The 14,379-nt window shown below is 65.3% G+C and carries 12 protein-coding genes; 6 read left to right on the top strand and 6 right to left on the bottom strand.

The window, feature by feature from the left end:
• The first annotated feature begins 13 nt into the window (after positions 1-13).
• The 5 genes from ABIA45_RS32060 to ABIA45_RS32040 all read left to right on the top strand — a co-directional run bounded on the left by ABIA45_RS32060 (position 14) and on the right by ABIA45_RS32040 (position 6,545).
• Positions 14-1,810 carry a glucan ABC transporter ATP-binding protein/ permease gene (locus tag ABIA45_RS32060; RefSeq protein WP_157283048.1) on the top strand — a complete coding sequence of 599 codons (1,797 nt, stop codon included), beginning with the start codon at positions 14-16 and terminating at the stop codon, positions 1,808-1,810.
• 189 nt (positions 1,811-1,999) lie between these two features.
• Positions 2,000-3,505: a serine hydrolase gene (locus ABIA45_RS32055; protein WP_404654775.1), complete on the top strand. Its 1,506-nt coding sequence runs from the start codon at positions 2,000-2,002 to the stop codon at positions 3,503-3,505.
• A gap of 190 nt (positions 3,506-3,695) precedes the next feature.
• Positions 3,696-5,381 (top strand): long-chain fatty acid--CoA ligase, encoded by a 1,686-nt coding sequence (locus ABIA45_RS32050; RefSeq protein WP_157283050.1) that lies wholly within the window; start codon positions 3,696-3,698, stop codon positions 5,379-5,381.
• A 15-nt stretch (positions 5,382-5,396) separates the two neighbouring features.
• Entirely contained in the window at positions 5,397-5,951 is a 555-nt protein-coding gene (locus tag ABIA45_RS32045) for a DUF924 family protein (RefSeq protein WP_404654774.1), read from the top strand.
• Between the two features lie 108 nt (positions 5,952-6,059).
• Complete coding sequence (locus ABIA45_RS32040; RefSeq protein ID WP_028180275.1) at positions 6,060-6,545, top strand: peroxiredoxin; 486 nt, start codon at positions 6,060-6,062, stop codon at positions 6,543-6,545.
• Between the two features lie 153 nt (positions 6,546-6,698).
• Here ABIA45_RS32040 and rnhA read toward each other — a convergent pair whose 3' ends face one another.
• Genes rnhA through ispH form a run of 3 tightly spaced genes read right to left on the bottom strand, consistent with a single transcriptional unit; the run spans position 6,699 to position 9,118 of the window.
• Complete coding sequence (gene rnhA / locus ABIA45_RS32035) at positions 6,699-7,163, bottom strand: ribonuclease HI (RefSeq protein ID WP_275497773.1); 465 nt, start codon at positions 7,161-7,163, stop codon at positions 6,699-6,701.
• The gene (locus tag ABIA45_RS32030) at positions 7,160-8,143 is read right to left on the bottom strand and encodes a homoserine kinase (RefSeq protein ID WP_275497772.1); all 984 of its coding nucleotides are present in this window, start codon (positions 8,141-8,143) and stop codon (positions 7,160-7,162) included. Before ABIA45_RS32030 ends, rnhA begins: the two co-directional genes overlap by 4 nt.
• 6 nt (positions 8,144-8,149) lie before the next feature.
• Positions 8,150-9,118, bottom strand: a complete 969-nt coding sequence (gene ispH / locus ABIA45_RS32025) for a 4-hydroxy-3-methylbut-2-enyl diphosphate reductase (RefSeq protein WP_157283056.1) — start codon at positions 9,116-9,118, stop codon at positions 8,150-8,152.
• A gap of 263 nt (positions 9,119-9,381) precedes the next feature.
• On the opposite strand from ispH, the gene ABIA45_RS32020 reads away from it, so the two are divergent.
• Positions 9,382-10,077 (top strand): DUF1013 domain-containing protein, encoded by a 696-nt coding sequence (locus ABIA45_RS32020; RefSeq protein ID WP_035997500.1) that lies wholly within the window; start codon positions 9,382-9,384, stop codon positions 10,075-10,077.
• Positions 10,078-10,226: 149 nt separating this feature from the next.
• On the opposite strand, the gene ABIA45_RS32015 is transcribed toward ABIA45_RS32020, so the two are convergent.
• From ABIA45_RS32015 to ABIA45_RS32005, 3 genes are all read right to left on the bottom strand, one after another.
• Positions 10,227-10,496 carry a hypothetical protein gene (locus tag ABIA45_RS32015; protein ID WP_225126530.1) on the bottom strand — a complete coding sequence of 90 codons (270 nt, stop codon included), beginning with the start codon at positions 10,494-10,496 and terminating at the stop codon, positions 10,227-10,229.
• Between the two features lie 157 nt (positions 10,497-10,653).
• A complete protein-coding gene (locus tag ABIA45_RS32010; protein ID WP_404654773.1) occupies positions 10,654-12,564 on the bottom strand; it encodes a propionyl-CoA synthetase in 1,911 nt (636 codons plus the stop codon).
• 370 nt (positions 12,565-12,934) lie between these two features.
• The gene (locus ABIA45_RS32005) at positions 12,935-14,326 is read right to left on the bottom strand and encodes a tetratricopeptide repeat protein (protein WP_271545850.1); all 1,392 of its coding nucleotides are present in this window, start codon (positions 14,324-14,326) and stop codon (positions 12,935-12,937) included.
• Between the last annotated feature and the right edge of the window lie 53 nt (positions 14,327-14,379).

The raw sequence follows: 14,379 nt of genomic DNA, 5'->3' as shown, positions 1-14,379 counted from the left end.
GTCCCTCGCCTCCATGTCCCTCCTCCGTCTCTACACCCGCGTTCTCGAGCTGCTCGGCAAGGAGGCGCGGCTGGGCTGGCTGCTCGCGGTCGCCAACCTCCTGCTGGCGGGATCGCAGTTCGCCGAGCCCGTGCTGTTCGGCCGGATCGTCGACGTGCTCTCGGGCAAGACCGTGGCCGGCTCGAGCTCGGCCTGGCCGTTCCTGGTCGCCTGGGTCGCGTTCGGGCTGTTCACCATCGTCTGCAGCGCGATCGTGGCTTTGCAGGCCGACCGCCTCTCGCATCGCCAGCGCCAGGCGGTGCTGACCGACTATTTCGAGCACATCCTGCAGCTACCGTTGACCTTCCACTCCGGCACCCATTCCGGCCGGTTGATGAAGGTCATGCTCAATGGCACCGACGCGCTGTGGCGGCTGTGGGTCGGCTTCTTCCGCGAGCATTTTGCCGCGATCCTGTCGGTCGTCGTGCTGCTGCCGTTGTCGCTCTACCTGAACTGGCGGCTGGCGATCCTCTTGTTCGTGCTCTGCATCGTGTTCACGGCGCTGACCACCTTCGTGGTGCGCAGGACCTTCGGCATGCAGATGGCGGTCGAGGAGCACTACAGCGAGCTCTCCGCGCGCGCGTCTGATGCGCTCGGCAACGTCGCGCTGGTGCAGAGCTTCGTGCGCGTCGAATCCGAGGTCAAAGGGCTGCGCTCGGTCGCCGACGAGCTGCTGGCCGCGCAGATGCCGGTGTTGTCGTGGTGGGCGCTGGTCACGGTGATCACGCGCGCCTCCACCACCATCACGGTGCTCGCGATCTTCACCCTCGGCATCGCGTTGCACGACCAGGGCCTGACCTCGGTCGGCGAGATCGTGATGTTCGTGAGCTTCGCGACGCTGCTGATCCAGAAGCTCGAGCAGGTGGTCAGCTTCATCAACAACGTGTTCATGGAAGCTCCGCGGCTGCGCGAGTTCTTCAATGTGCTCGACGCCGTGCCCGCGGTGCACGACCGGCCGGACGCAATCGATGCCGGCAGGCTGTCGGGCCTCGTCGAGTTCAACGACGTCACGTTCTCCTATGACGGCAAGCGGCCGGCGATCGAGGACCTCACCTTCACCGCGCTGCCGGGCCAGACCATTGCGCTGGTCGGCCCGACCGGGGCCGGCAAGTCCACCGCGATTGCGCTCCTGCACCGGGCCTTCGATCCGCAATCCGGCGTCATCAAGATCGACGGCATGGACGTGCGCGGCGTCACGTTGACCTCGCTGCGGCGGAACATCGGTGTCGTGTTCCAGGAAGCGCTGCTGTTCAACCGCTCGATCGCGGAGAACTTGCGCGTCGGCAAGCCGGATGCGACCGAGGCCGAGATGCGTAAGGCGGCGGAGCGCGCGCAGGCGCTGGAGTTCATCGAGCGCAGCGGCGGTTTCGAGACCAATGCCGGCGAGCGCGGCCGCATGCTCTCCGGCGGCGAACGGCAGCGGCTCTCGATCGCCCGCGCCCTGCTGAAGGACCCGCCGATCCTGATCCTGGACGAGGCGACCTCCGCGCTCGACGCGGTCACCGAGGTCAAGGTGAACGCCGCTCTCGACGAAGTGATGAGGGGCCGCACCACCTTCGTGATCGCCCATCGCCTCTCCACCATTCGCAACGCCACGCGGATCCTGGTGTTCGAGAATGGACGGGTGATCGAAACCGGAACTTTCGATGAACTCGTGGCCAAAGGCGGCCATTTTGCCGAGATGGCCAAGGCCCAGTTCATGGTGCAGGAGAACGCACGGGCCAGCGTGACGGCCGCCGAGGCTGCCGCGACAGCTGTCAAATCCCCCTAGCAAGTCCCGAGAGGACCGTCGAAATTCGGCCTACTTCGTTGCGGAATACCGCGCCGATCCCCCTATTCTCGACGCACCAGCCGGTATAGGTTTGCGACGCCGCAAGCGGCGGCGCTGGATTTCAGAACCGACAATCAGATCACGAGAACCGGCCGTATCAGGCGGATCTCCAAGGACCGGAATCGGATAGTGCACGCCCTTCGCCCGCTGCTTCGCAAATCCCTGTTCAACCTGTTCGCTGCGATGCTCGCCTGTGCCGCGATGCTCGCGCCGCGCACGGCGAGTGCCGAAGCGCTGCTGCTGATCGAGGCCGACAGCGGCAAGGTGTTGCAGGCCGAAAACGCGACCCTTCCCTGGTATCCGGCCTCCGTCACCAAGATCATGACCGCCTATGTGACGCTGAAGGCGGTCAAGGACGGCAGGCTGACGCTCGACACGCTGCTCACGGTGTCGCCGACCGCGGCCTCTCAATCGCCATCCAAGATGGGGTTCCGCCCGGGAACCCAAGTCACCGTCGACAACGCGCTGAAGATGATGATGGTCAAATCGGCGAACGACATGGCCGTGGTGCTCGCCGAAGGCGTCGCCGGCTCGGTCGACGGCTTCTCCGCGGTGATGAACGACACCGCGAGGAAGCTCGGCATGGCGCAGACGAGCTACGTCAATCCAAATGGCCTGCCCGCCGAGGGCCAGATCACCTCTGCGCGCGACCTCGGCATCTTGGCGCGGTCTTTCCTGCGCGACCTGCCGGAATACGAGTACTACATGCATATTCCGGCGATCCGCTTCGGCAAGCGCGTCACCGGCAATTTCAACAAGCTGATCGGCCGCTATCCCGGCGCCGACGGGTTCAAGACCGGCTTCATCTGCGCCTCCGGCTACAACCTCGTCGCCTCGGCCACGCGCAACGGCCGCCGGCTGATCGCGGTGGTGCTCGGTGCAAACTCCGGCACGGCACGCGCGGTGAAGGCGGCGCAGCTGCTGGAGCGTGGCTTCGCTCCGGACAACCTCACCTGGCTGCGCCCCTCGCTCGGCACGGTCGACAATCTCGTGCCGGTCGATGCCACGCCGCCGAACCTGCGCGACGAGATGTGCGGACCCAACCGCAAGCGGCCGGCCAGCGACGACGACGATGCGCTGATTGCGGCCAGTGGCGGCGCGACCGGATCGGGCTCCGCCACCGGCGGCGCGGCCCAGTTCACCTTCTTCACGGCAGGCCTGCAGCCGCCGCTGATGAAAGCTTCCGAGCTGATGGCCTCGGCTGCGGCGCCGACCGAGCCCGTGCTGGTCTATACCGGCCCGACCCGCACCGGCACCGCCCTGATTGCTGCTGTGGCAGCCGATGCCGACCAGCAGGCCGCGTCCAAGCCGCGCGCCAAGAAGCCGCGCGTCGCCAAGAAGCCAGACGCCGCCGACAAGCCGGCCGATAAGCCCAAGGACACCAAGACCGCGGCGGCCAAGCCGGATGCCAAGCCGACTGACGGCAAGGCGGCCAAGCCGGCCACGCCCCAACCGGCCGCAACCAAGCCGGCTGGCGCCAAGCATGCCGCGACCAAGCCGGATGCGGTGGCGAAGCCCGCCGAGAAGCCTTCGGCCGGCGGCGATCAGGCGGCGAAGCCCGCCAAGCCCAAGGCAGCGACGACCCCCGCCGCGACGAAGCCTCCCGCCGCGGCCAAGCCGGCCAACAACAGTTAACGCCGCTCGGCACGAAACCGCAGCCCCGCTTCGCACCTGCGGCAGCACCGTTTTGCGACGATTCCAGTAGCGACGCTGCGACCTTTGCCCTAAGCCACGACGGCTTGCCACCCGTTCCGGCAAGCTGGATACTGGCGACAACGAGGCAAGCCCGAGAACAACGGGCCCTGGTCAATGAGGGGAGTCTTCCATGGAGCGCATCTGGCTCAAGCAATATCCGCCCGGCGTGCCTGCCGATATCGAGCCGACGCAATACGCATCGCTGGTCGACCTGCTGGAGGAGAGCTTCACCAAGTTCGCCGACCGCAAGGCATTCATCTGCATGGACAAGTCGATCAGCTATCGCGACCTCGACCAGATGTCGGTCGCGCTTGCCGCTTACTTGCAGGGCCGCGGGCTGCAGCGCGGCGCGCGTATCGCCATCATGATGCCGAACGTGCTGCAATACCCGGTCGCGACAGCCGCCGTGCTGCGCGCCGGTTTCGCGGTGGTCAACGTCAACCCGCTCTATACGCCGCGCGAGCTCGAGCACCAGTTGAAGGATTCGGGCGCCGAAGCCATCATCGTGCTGGAGAACTTCGCTCATACGGTCGAGCAGGTGATCGCGAGGACGCAGGTGAAGCACGTCATCGTCGCCAGCATGGGCGACCTGCTCGGCTTCAAGGGCGTGATCGTCAACCTCGTCGTCCGCCGGGTCAAGAAGATGGTACCGGCCTGGTCGCTGCCAGGCTCGGTCTCCTTCAACGACGCACTATCCGCCGGCCGTGGCATGACGTTCAACAAGCCGAAGCTGTCGCCGGGCGACGTCGCCTTCCTGCAATATACCGGCGGCACCACCGGCGTCTCCAAGGGCGCCACCCTGCTCCACCGCAACATCGTCGCCAACGTCTTGCAGAACGATGCGTGGCTGCAGCCGGCGCTCGCCGCGCCGCCACATGTCGAGCAGCTGATGATCGTCTGCGCGCTGCCGCTCTATCACATCTTCGCGCTGACGGCCTGTTATCTGCTCGCAGTGCGCGCCGGCGGCTGCAACCTGCTGATCCCGAACCCGCGCGACATTCCCGGCTTCATTAAGGAGCTGGCGAAATACCAGGTCAACACCTTCCCGGCGGTGAATACGCTCTACAACGCCTTGATGAACCATCCCGACTTCAAGAAGCTCGACTTCTCCAAGCTGAAGATCTCGAACGGCGGCGGCATGGCGGTGCAGCGCCCCGTTGCCGAGCAATGGAAGAACATCACGGGCTGCAGCATCGCCGAGGGCTACGGTCTGTCGGAGACCTCGCCTGTCCTGACCTGCAATCCGCCGACGGCGACCGAGTTCGCCGGCTCGATCGGCATCCCCGTGCCGTCGACTTACATCTCGATCCGGGACGACGAGGGCAACGAGGTCCCGCTCGGACAGGCGGGCGAGATCTGCGCCAAGGGTCCGCAGGTGATGTCGGGCTACTGGAACAGGCCGGAGGAGACCGCCAAGGTGATGACCGCGGACGGCTATTTCCGCACCGGCGACATCGGCGTGATGGACGAGAGGGGCTATATCAAGATCGTCGACCGCAAGAAGGACATGATCCTGGTCTCCGGCTTCAACGTCTATCCGAACGAGGTCGAGGAAGTCATCGCGAGCCATCCGGGCGTGCTCGAATGCGCCGTGATCGGCATCCCCGATTCCAAGTCGGGCGAAGCGGTGAAGGCCTTCGTGGTGAAGAAGGACCCGAACCTCACGGCGGATGCCGTGATCAAGTTCTGTCACGACCAGCTCACCGGCTACAAGGTGCCCAAGCACGTCGAATTCCGCAACGACCTGCCGAAGACCAATGTCGGCAAGATCCTGCGTCGGCAGCTGCGCGACGAGAAGAAGGCGGAGGCGGCGTAAGGCGCGCCTCCGTTCATGGCTGGCGCCCGCGACATCACGCCATCAGGCGTTCTCGCCTTCTGGCGAGAGGCCGGGCGCGAACGCTGGTACGAGCGCAGCGATGCTTTCGATGCGGAGATACGACGCCGCTTTCCCTCGCTGTGGCAGAGGGCGGCCGCTGGCGAGCTGGCGTCATGGGAGGCGAGCGACGACGGCGCGCTCGCACTCGTCATCTTGCTCGACCAGTTTCCCCGCAACATGTTTCGCGGCACACCGCAGGCCTTTGCCAGCGACGCACAGGCGCGCGACGTCGCCCGCCGCGCCATCGCGCGCGGCGTCGATCGCAGGGTCGATCCCCTCCTGCTCGAATTCCTCTATTTGCCCTTCATGCATTCCGAGCACCTGGCCGACCAGTTGCACTGCGTCGCGCTGTTTCAAAACACCGACAATGCCGAAAGCCTGAAATACGCGCGCGACCACGCCGATATCATCGCGCGGTTCGGCCGCTTTCCCCACCGCAACCGTCTCCTCGGCCGCGACACCACCGAGGAGGAGCAGGCCTTCCTCGACGGCGGCGGTTTTGCCGGCTGATGACATCACGGTGAACGGCCGCCATCCTCGCCGCTTCCGCCGCCGGCAATATTGTGCAGGCCCGCCGCCCGGTCTAAAAAGCGGGACCGATTTTCAGGGAGACTGACGATGGCGATCCAGATTGGCGACAAGCTGCCCGAGGCGAAATTCCGCGTGATGACGGCGGAAGGCCCGCAGGTGAAGACCACCGATGACATCTTCAAGGGCAAGAAGGTGGCGCTGTTCGCGGTGCCCGGCGCCTATACCGGCACCTGCCACAAGATGCATCTGCCGAGCATCTTTCTCAACGCCTATGCCATGAAGGACAAGGGTGTCGACACCATCGCCATCGTCTCCGTCAACGACGCCTTCGTCATGAACGCCTGGAAGCGCGACACCGACCAGCGCGACGAGGCCGTCTTCCTCGCCGACGGCAACGCCGACTTCACCAAGGCGATCGGCATGGAGCTGGACGCCTCCGCCAACGGCCTCGGCATCCGCTCCAAGCGCTATTCGATGCTGATCGAGGACGGCGTGGTCAAGAAGCTGAACCTCGAGGCGATGCCCGGCAAGGTCGAGGTCTCCGGCGGCGATACGCTGCTTGGGCAGCTGTAAGCTCTTCGCGACAACAGACGCTGTCATGCCCCGGCTTGACCGGGGCATCCAGTACGCCGCGGCCTCTCGGCTCAATCACAACCGCCTCTGGAATACTGGATCACCCGCCTTCGCGGGTGATGACAGTTCGGGGCGGAGCGACGACGCCGTCCCCTACTCCCTCACCCGCTGCTGCAACCGCGCCATGACGATCCCATCGCGCGCCAGTTGGTCGGCGCGCTCGTTCTCGGGGTGGCCGGCGTGGCCCTTGACCCAGTGCCAGCGGACCTCGTGCTGCTTCAGCGCGGCGTCGAGGCGCTGCCATAGCTCGACATTCTTCACCGGCTTCTTGTCGGCGGTGCGCCAGCCGTTGCGCTTCCAGCCGAAGATCCAGCCGGTGATGCCTTGCCGGACATACTGGCTGTCGGTGTAGAGATCGACCGTGCACGGTCTCTTCAGCGCTTCGAGCGCCGAAATCGCCGCCATCAATTCCATCTGGTTGTTGGTGGTGTGCGGCTGGCCGCCGTTCAGCTCCTTCTCCTTGTCGCCGAACTTCAGGATCGCGCCCCAGCCGCCCGGCCCGGGATTTCCCGAGCAGGCGCCGTCGGTGTAGATCGTCACCTTGGGAAGCTCGCTCACGCCACCAGTCCCGACGGCATAAGCCCGTAGTCACGCACGCTCGTCACGCTTTGGTGGAAGCGCAGCTTACGGAAATACTCCAAGGGATCCTTCGGCTTGACCAGCGCGCCTGCGGGCACGTTGAGCCAGTCGACCAGCCGCGTCAGCAGGAAGCGGATCGCAGCCCCGCGGGCCAGCAGCGGCAGCGCGGCTTCTTCGGCTTCGCTCAGCTTGCGCACCCGGCCATAGGCGTTGAGGAAGGCACGCGCCTTGGTGACGTTGAAGGAATGATCCGGCTCGAAGCACCAGGCGTTGAGGCAGATCGCGACGTCATAGGCCAGCATGTCGTTGCAGGCGAAGGTGAAGTCGATGATCCCCGAGAGCTTGTCGCCGAGGAAAAAGACGTTGTCGTTGAAAAGGTCGGCGTGGATCACGCCTTCGGGCAGGTTGCTCGGCCAGACCCCGCTGGAGAGATAGTCGAGCTCGGCGGCGAGGAAGGCGCGCAGCCCCGGCTGCACCTCGTCCGCACGATCCGAAGCCGCATCGAACAGCGGCCGCCAGCCGGCGACCGAGAGTGCATTGGCGCGCCGAACCGCAAAATTGGCGCCGGCCAGATGCATCCGGGCCAGCCCCTCGCCGACGCCGGCGCAATGGGTCGCGTTCGGCTTGCGCGGCCAGATGCCTTCGAGAAAGGTGATGATCGCGGCGGGCCGGCCTGCGAGCTCGCGCAACGCCTCGCCGTCGCGTCCCCTCACGGGCAGCGGACAATCGACGCCGTGCTCGGCGAGGTGCGTCATCAGTCCGAGAAAGAACGGCAGATCGTTCTTCGCCACGCGCTTTTCGTACAGCGTGAGGATGAACGAGCCTTTGCTCGTGTGCAGCAGGAAGTTGGAATTTTCGACTCCCTCGGCGATGCCCTTGTAGGAGAGCAATTCGCCGAGATCGTATTGCTTCAGGAAATCCGCAAGCTCGTCGGCGGCGACGTCGGTGTAGACCGCCATCAAGGTCTACTCGGCGGCAGCTTCGGGGCGCACCTGACGCGGCAACGGGAAGAACTCGTTCTCTTCCGCGGCCGAGACCGTCTCCACGTGCAGCGTATAGCGCTCGGCGAAGGCGTCCATGATCTCCTCGACGATCACCTCCGGCGCGGACGCGCCCGCGGTGATGCCGAGGCTCTTGATGTTGCCGAACCTGCCCCAGTCGATGTCGGTGGCGCGCTGCGCCAGCACCGCGATCTTGCAGCCCTCGCGCTCGGCAACCTCGCGCAGACGCTGCGAGTTCGACGAATTGGGAGCACCGACCACGATGAGCGCGTCCACCACCGGCGCCACCTTCTTCACCGCGAGCTGGCGGTTGGTGGTGGCGTAGCAGATGTCTTCCTTGTGCGGCCCGTTGATGTTGGGGAAGCGTTCCTTGAGCAGCGCGACGATCTCCGCGGTGTCGTCGATCGACAGTGTGGTCTGCGTCACGAAGGCGAGGTTGTTGGGGTCCTTCGGCGTGATGGTCTTGGCATCCTCGGCGGTCTCGATCAGGGTCACTGCGCCGGGCGGCAGCTGGCCGAGCGTGCCGACTACCTCGGGATGGTGGGAATGGCCGATCAGGAAGATCTCGCGGCCGCGCTTGAAATGGATCGCGGCCTCGCGATGCACCTTGGTCACCAGCGGGCAAGTCGCATCCAGCGAGAACAAATTGCGGGACTGGGCGTCGGCCGGAACCGACTTCGGCACGCCGTGGGCCGAGAACACCACCGGGGCGGTGGTATTCTCCGGGATTTCTGCGAGCTCCTCGACGAAGATGGCGCCCTTCTTCTTCAACCCATCGACGACGTACTTGTTGTGCACAATCTCATGGCGAACATAGACGGGGGCGCCGTACTTATCGAGCGCCCGTTCGACGGTGTCGATCGCCCGGACCACCCCGGCACAGAAGCCGCGGGGAGAACAAAGCACGATCTTGAGGTCTGGTTTGGCTGACATTGAGCGATCTCGGGACCGAATCACCCGTTCGCGTTCTGCCGGGGCGGTCGATGGATGGGAATTTGGCTTAAAACTGTCGGCTTGAACCTTACAGCGGTTCAAAGGGAATTGGGCCCCCTTTCGGGCGGTGTCAAGGCACTATCTATAGCAGAACCATTGCATGGCTACCCCCTCCGGGCTTATATAGCGCGAATTCCCTGTCATCGCTGATGACCACCGGTTTCGCCTCCAGAGGGGTGGGCGAAGCACAAAGGAGATTTGCCATGAGCAACGCACCTCTGATGCCCAAGGCGACCGCCGTTTGGCTGCTCGACAACACCGCGCTGACCTTCGACCAGGTCGCCGATTTCACCAAGATGCATCCCCTCGAGGTGCGTGCCATCGCCGACGGCGACGCGGCCCAGGGCATCAAGGGCATGGATCCCCTCTCCAATGGCCAGCTGACCCGCGAGGAGATCGAGAAGGGCGAGAAGAACCCGGACTACCGGCTCCGCCTCCAGGAGAGCAAGGTGGTGCTGCCGCCCCAACCCAAGCGCAAGGGCCCGCGTTATACCCCGGTCTCGCGCCGCCACGAGCGCCCCAGCGCCATCCTCTGGCTGCTGCGCAACCATGCGGAGCTCAAGGACGCCCAGATCATGCGCCTGGTCGGCACCACCAAGAGCACGATCGCGAGCGTGCGCGACCGTACCCACTGGAACACCTCGGCGCTGACCCCGATCGACCCGGTCACGCTCGGCCTGTGCTCGCAGATCGAGCTCGATTTCGAGGTGCAGCGCGCGGCGAAGGAGAAGCCGATCGACGCAGCCTATGGCGGCGCCACCCTGCTGCCGGCCTCCGAGACCACCCGCAAGGACGAGTACGAGCCCGCCGAGAAGTCCAGCGACGACCTCAACGTCGACGCCGTGTTCGCCAAGCTGAAGACGCTCGGCGGCAAGAAGCACGAGGACGAGGAGGAGTAAGGCTCCGCACTTCGTTCGCGATTATGCATCAGGCAAGACGCGGCAGGAAAAACTGCCGCGTTTTTTGCTCGATTGTCGCGAGAGAACTTCAGCCATCCCGTCACTGCAAGCGCAGCGCGCAATGACGTAGAAGGCGGGGAGCGCTATCCTTACGGCCGCACGGGGTTGTTCAGCATGTACTCGCCGAGATCGCGCTGGCGGCGGTCGGCGCGCGCGGTGGCGGCATTGCGCTGGACGTCGCGGTCCTTGCGGCAGGCCACGTATTCCGGCGAGCCCTGCGCATATCCCCGGCTCTGGCAGACCGCATCGTCGTCGTCGCCGCCCGCCGCCACCGGATTCTGGTAGCGCGCCGAGCACGCGGAAAGAGCGACGGCGAGAGCTAAGGCGGTCAGCAGGCGTGGCGCGGCGGCAAGTGGCATACGAGGTTCCCTATCGGCCGGCCCTGTTTAGCGCGGAATGCGGAGATTGTAAGTCCCTGGACGCCGTTCCACGCTCGCTGTCGTTCCCCGCACAGGCAGCGATGACAGTGGAGAGCGGTGAAGCAACGCCCTTCCCGCCCCGGGATGACGCTTCGCCTCACATCCGTCCCTTCAGCGCCTCTCCGATCTCCTCGAGTGCCTTGGGATCCTCGATCGTCGCCGGCATTGTCCAGGATTCGCCGTCGGCGATCTTCTTGATGGTGCCGCGCAGGATCTTTCCGGAGCGCGTCTTGGGCAGGCGGCCGACGGTGATGGCGAGCTTGAACGCGGCGACCGGGCCGAGCTTGTCGCGCACCAGCGCGATGATCTCCTTCTCGATCTCGGCCGGCGGGCGCTTCACGCCTGCCTTCAGCACCAGGAAGCCGCAGGGCACCTCGCCCTTGATCGCATCCTTGACGCCGAGCACGGCGCATTCGGCGACATCGGGATGCGAGGCCAGGATTTCCTCCATGCCGCCGGTGGAGAGGCGATGGCCGGCGACGTTGATGATGTCGTCGGTGCGGCCCATCACGAAGACATAGCCGTCCTCGTCCTTGTAGCCGGCGTCGGAGGTTTTGTAATAGCCGGGGAATTCGCTCAGGTACGCCTCCTTGAAGCGCGCGTCCTGGTTCCACAGCGTGGGCAGGCAGCCCGGCGGCATCGGCAGCTTGATGACGATCGAGCCCATGGTGTTGGGGCCGACCGGCTTTGTCGCTTCGTCGACGACATCGACTTGATAGCCCGGCATCGGCACCGTCGGCGAGCCGTGCTTCACCGGCAACATGCCGAGGCCGACCGGGTTGCCGGCGATGCACCAGCCGGTCTCGGTCTGCCACCAATGGTCGATCACCGGGACCTTCAGCTGCTGCTCCGCCCATTCCACGGTCGGCGGATCGGCACGCTCGCCGGCGAGGAACAGCGTGCGGAATTTGGAGAGGTCGTACTGCCGGATGAATTTCCCTTCCGGGTCTTCCTTGCGGATGGCGCGAAAGGCCGTCGGCGCGGTGAAGAAGGCCACCGCCTTGTGCTCGGAAATCACGCGCCAGAACGCGCCGGCGTCGGGCGTGCCGACCGGCTTGCCCTCGTACATGATCGTGGTCGCGCCGTGCAGCAGCGGGCCGTAGACGATGTAGCTGTGGCCGACCACCCAGCCGATGTCGGAACCGCACCACCAGACCTCGCCCGGCTTGACGCCGTAGAGGTTGAACATCGACCATTTCACCGCGACGAGATGCCCGCCGTTGTCGCGCACGACGCCCTTCGGCACGCCTGTTGTGCCCGAGGTATAGAGGATGTAGAGCGGGTCTGTCGCGGCGACAGGCACGCAAGCCGCGCGCTTGCCGTCGTTCAGCGCCTTGCGCCGCAGGCTGGCCCAGTCGTAATCGCGGCTCGGCGTCATCTCGCAGGTGAGCTGCGGACGCTGCAGCACGATGCAGGCTTTCGGCTTGCTGCTGGCAAGCTTGATCGCCTCGTCGAGCAGCGGCTTGTACTGCACGATGCGGCCGGGCTCGATGCCGCAGCTGGCGGACAGGATCAGCTTGGGCTGCGCATCGTCGATGCGGGTGGCAAGCTCTTTCGCGGCAAAGCCGCCGAACACCACCGAGTGCACCGCACCGAGCCGCGCGCAGGCGAGCATCGCGACCACCGCCTCCGGCACCATCGGCATATAGAGGATGACACGATCGCCTTTGGCGACACCGAAATCCTGCATGATTGCGGCGAGCGCCTGGACCTCGTTCAGCAGTTCGGCATAGGTGAGCTTGGTGACCGAGCCCGTCAGCGGCGAATCATGGATCAGTGCGACCTGGTCGGCGCGGCCGCGTTCGACGTGGCGGTCAAGGGCGTTGTAGCAGGTGTTGACGACGCCGCCGGCAAACCAGCGGCCGTAGGTTCCTTGCGAGGGATCGAAGATCTTCGTTGCAGGTTCGATCCAGTCGATCTCTTTGGCCGCCTCGGCCCAGAACCCTTCCGGATCCGCCAGCGAACGCGCGTGGACCTCGTGATAACGGCTTTTGCCCTGGATATTCATTCCCGCGCTCCCGTTCCCTTTATTCGCCCGGCTCCGACCCTTGTGGCAGGACAGGCGCCCCGCCATGACCAGGATCAATTGCCGGCCTTGTTTGGAGCTATTTTCCCGGGAACGGGCCGCGGTTCAAGTTGAAAAGGATGGGTTTTTTTGGCGGAGAGGTGTGAAGCTTGCGCGGCATCGGCAGTCGGCTCCCTCTCCCGCTTGCGGGGGGAGGTTGGGGTTGGGGGTGTCTCCGCGTTGGGATCGTGCAAGATTCATGAGGTCCCCAAGAGGAGAGAGCCCTCACCCGCCGCGCTCTCCGAGCGCGTCGACCTCTCCCGCAGGCGGGAGAGGTTACGAGCCAGCCGCAAGGCTTCAGCTCCTTCGCCTTTCAGCTCTCCATCGCGTTCAGCCGCTGCAAGCGGTCCTGCATGATCTTCTTCAGATCGTATCCGGGGCGGCGGAAGCTCGCATTGCGCGTCGTGAGGAACTCGCGCTGGGTCTTGCGCAGGTCGCTAGCGGAACGTCCTTTGGAAGCCCTCAGCACACGTTCATAGGTCTCGGCGATCTGACGGTCGAGCACGCCGAGCTGCGGATCGGCGCAGATCACTTTCTCGACCTCGCGCTTGGCGGTGGCGCAATTGAACGAAGGACCGCTATCGTCGGCCGAGCGCGCATGCATTGGGCCCGGCGACGCCGCGCCGAACCTGGCGATCTCGGCAATCATGCTGCGGCGGCCGTTCGCTGCATTCTCGTTGCCAGGATCCAGCTTCAGCGCCGTCTCATAATCGGCCAGCGCCTTCTTGCGCTCGCCCATCTTCTTGTGGAGCACCGCGCGGTTATTGTAGGTCTTCGCGAAATTCGGATCGAGCTTGAGCGCAGCCTCGTAGTCGCTCAGCGCCGCCCCGAGCTCGCCCTTGAACTGGTAGGAATCGCCGCGGTTGGTCAGGAAGTTGGCGCGCTGCTCCCGCCGGATCGCCTGGTCGTAATCGGCAATCGCCTTGTCGTACTCGCCCATCGCAGCATAGGTCAGGCCGCGGTTGTCGTAATATTCCGGCACCTTCGGGTCGAGCCTGATCGCCTCGCCGTCGTCGGCGACCGCCTTGTCGAGCTGGCCGAGCTTCTTGTAGGCCGCGCCGCGATTGGTGTAGGTACGCGCGCGGTTGGGATCGAGCCGCAGCGCCTCGTCGAAATTTCTGATCGCCTTCTCGTTGTCGCCGCCGAGATAATAGGCCACACCGCGGTCGGACCAGGCTTGCGCATCGTCTGGCTTCAGCTTGATCGCCTGGTCGTAATCGGCGAGCGCGCGGTCGAGGCGGCGCTGATTGGTGTAGACGACGCCGCGCAGCTCGTAAGCTTCGGCATCCTGCGGGTCGAGCTCGATCGCCTTGGTCAGATCCGCCGCGGCGCGATTGAGGTCGCCGCCGGCCTCGCGCAGGAGGTCGCCACGCACGCGCCAGGCCTTCGCGTTCTTGCCGTCGAGCGCGATGGCGCGGTCGAGATCCCGCAGCGCCTGCGACTGGCCTCCAAGGGTCTGCGCATTGGCTTCGGCGCGGACGACGAGGGCCGCGCTGCGTTCGGCGGCCGAATTGGCGGTCTGGTCGATGATGGCGCTGCACGCGGAGATCAACTCGGCCGGGGTGGCCTTGCTTCCCAGCACGCACTCGGTGCTCGCCGCGGCGGGAGCCGCGAGAACGAAACTCATGGCCGCGCCGAGAAAGAGGGCGCGAAGCGAGATTTTGGCAGGCGAAAGCGCTTGCGCGGAGGCGTGAGTGCCGCACATGACATAGGGCTCCGTGACGTCGGGTTCTCACCGTTGTCGCAGCTGGCAAGCGA

The organism is Bradyrhizobium sp. USDA 336 (assembly GCF_044908355.1).
GTDB lineage: Bacteria > Pseudomonadota > Alphaproteobacteria > Rhizobiales > Xanthobacteraceae > Bradyrhizobium > Bradyrhizobium yuanmingense.
The sequence above is the reverse complement of the archived record's forward strand: the minus strand, read 5'-3'. Positions and strand labels throughout refer to the sequence as shown.

What these genes read in the sequence shown, in the direction of transcription:
- ABIA45_RS32060 (WP_157283048.1), top strand. Translation starts at nt 14, where the DNA reads ATGTCCCTCCTCCGTCTCTACACCCGCGTTCTCGAGCTGCTCGGCAAG.
- ABIA45_RS32050 (WP_157283050.1), top strand. Translation starts at nt 3,696, where the DNA reads ATGGAGCGCATCTGGCTCAAGCAATATCCGCCCGGCGTGCCTGCCGAT.
- ABIA45_RS32045 (WP_404654774.1), top strand. Translation starts at nt 5,397, where the DNA reads ATGGCTGGCGCCCGCGACATCACGCCATCAGGCGTTCTCGCCTTCTGG.
- ABIA45_RS32040 (WP_028180275.1), top strand. Translation starts at nt 6,060, where the DNA reads ATGGCGATCCAGATTGGCGACAAGCTGCCCGAGGCGAAATTCCGCGTG.
- ABIA45_RS32030 (WP_275497772.1), bottom strand. Translation starts at nt 8,143, where the DNA reads ATGGCGGTCTACACCGACGTCGCCGCCGACGAGCTTGCGGATTTCCTG.
- ispH (WP_157283056.1), bottom strand. Translation starts at nt 9,118, where the DNA reads ATGTCAGCCAAACCAGACCTCAAGATCGTGCTTTGTTCTCCCCGCGGC.
- ABIA45_RS32020 (WP_035997500.1), top strand. Translation starts at nt 9,382, where the DNA reads ATGAGCAACGCACCTCTGATGCCCAAGGCGACCGCCGTTTGGCTGCTC.
- ABIA45_RS32015 (WP_225126530.1), bottom strand. Translation starts at nt 10,496, where the DNA reads ATGCCACTTGCCGCCGCGCCACGCCTGCTGACCGCCTTAGCTCTCGCC.
- ABIA45_RS32010 (WP_404654773.1), bottom strand. Translation starts at nt 12,564, where the DNA reads ATGAATATCCAGGGCAAAAGCCGTTATCACGAGGTCCACGCGCGTTCG.
- ABIA45_RS32005 (WP_271545850.1), bottom strand. Translation starts at nt 14,326, where the DNA reads ATGTGCGGCACTCACGCCTCCGCGCAAGCGCTTTCGCCTGCCAAAATC.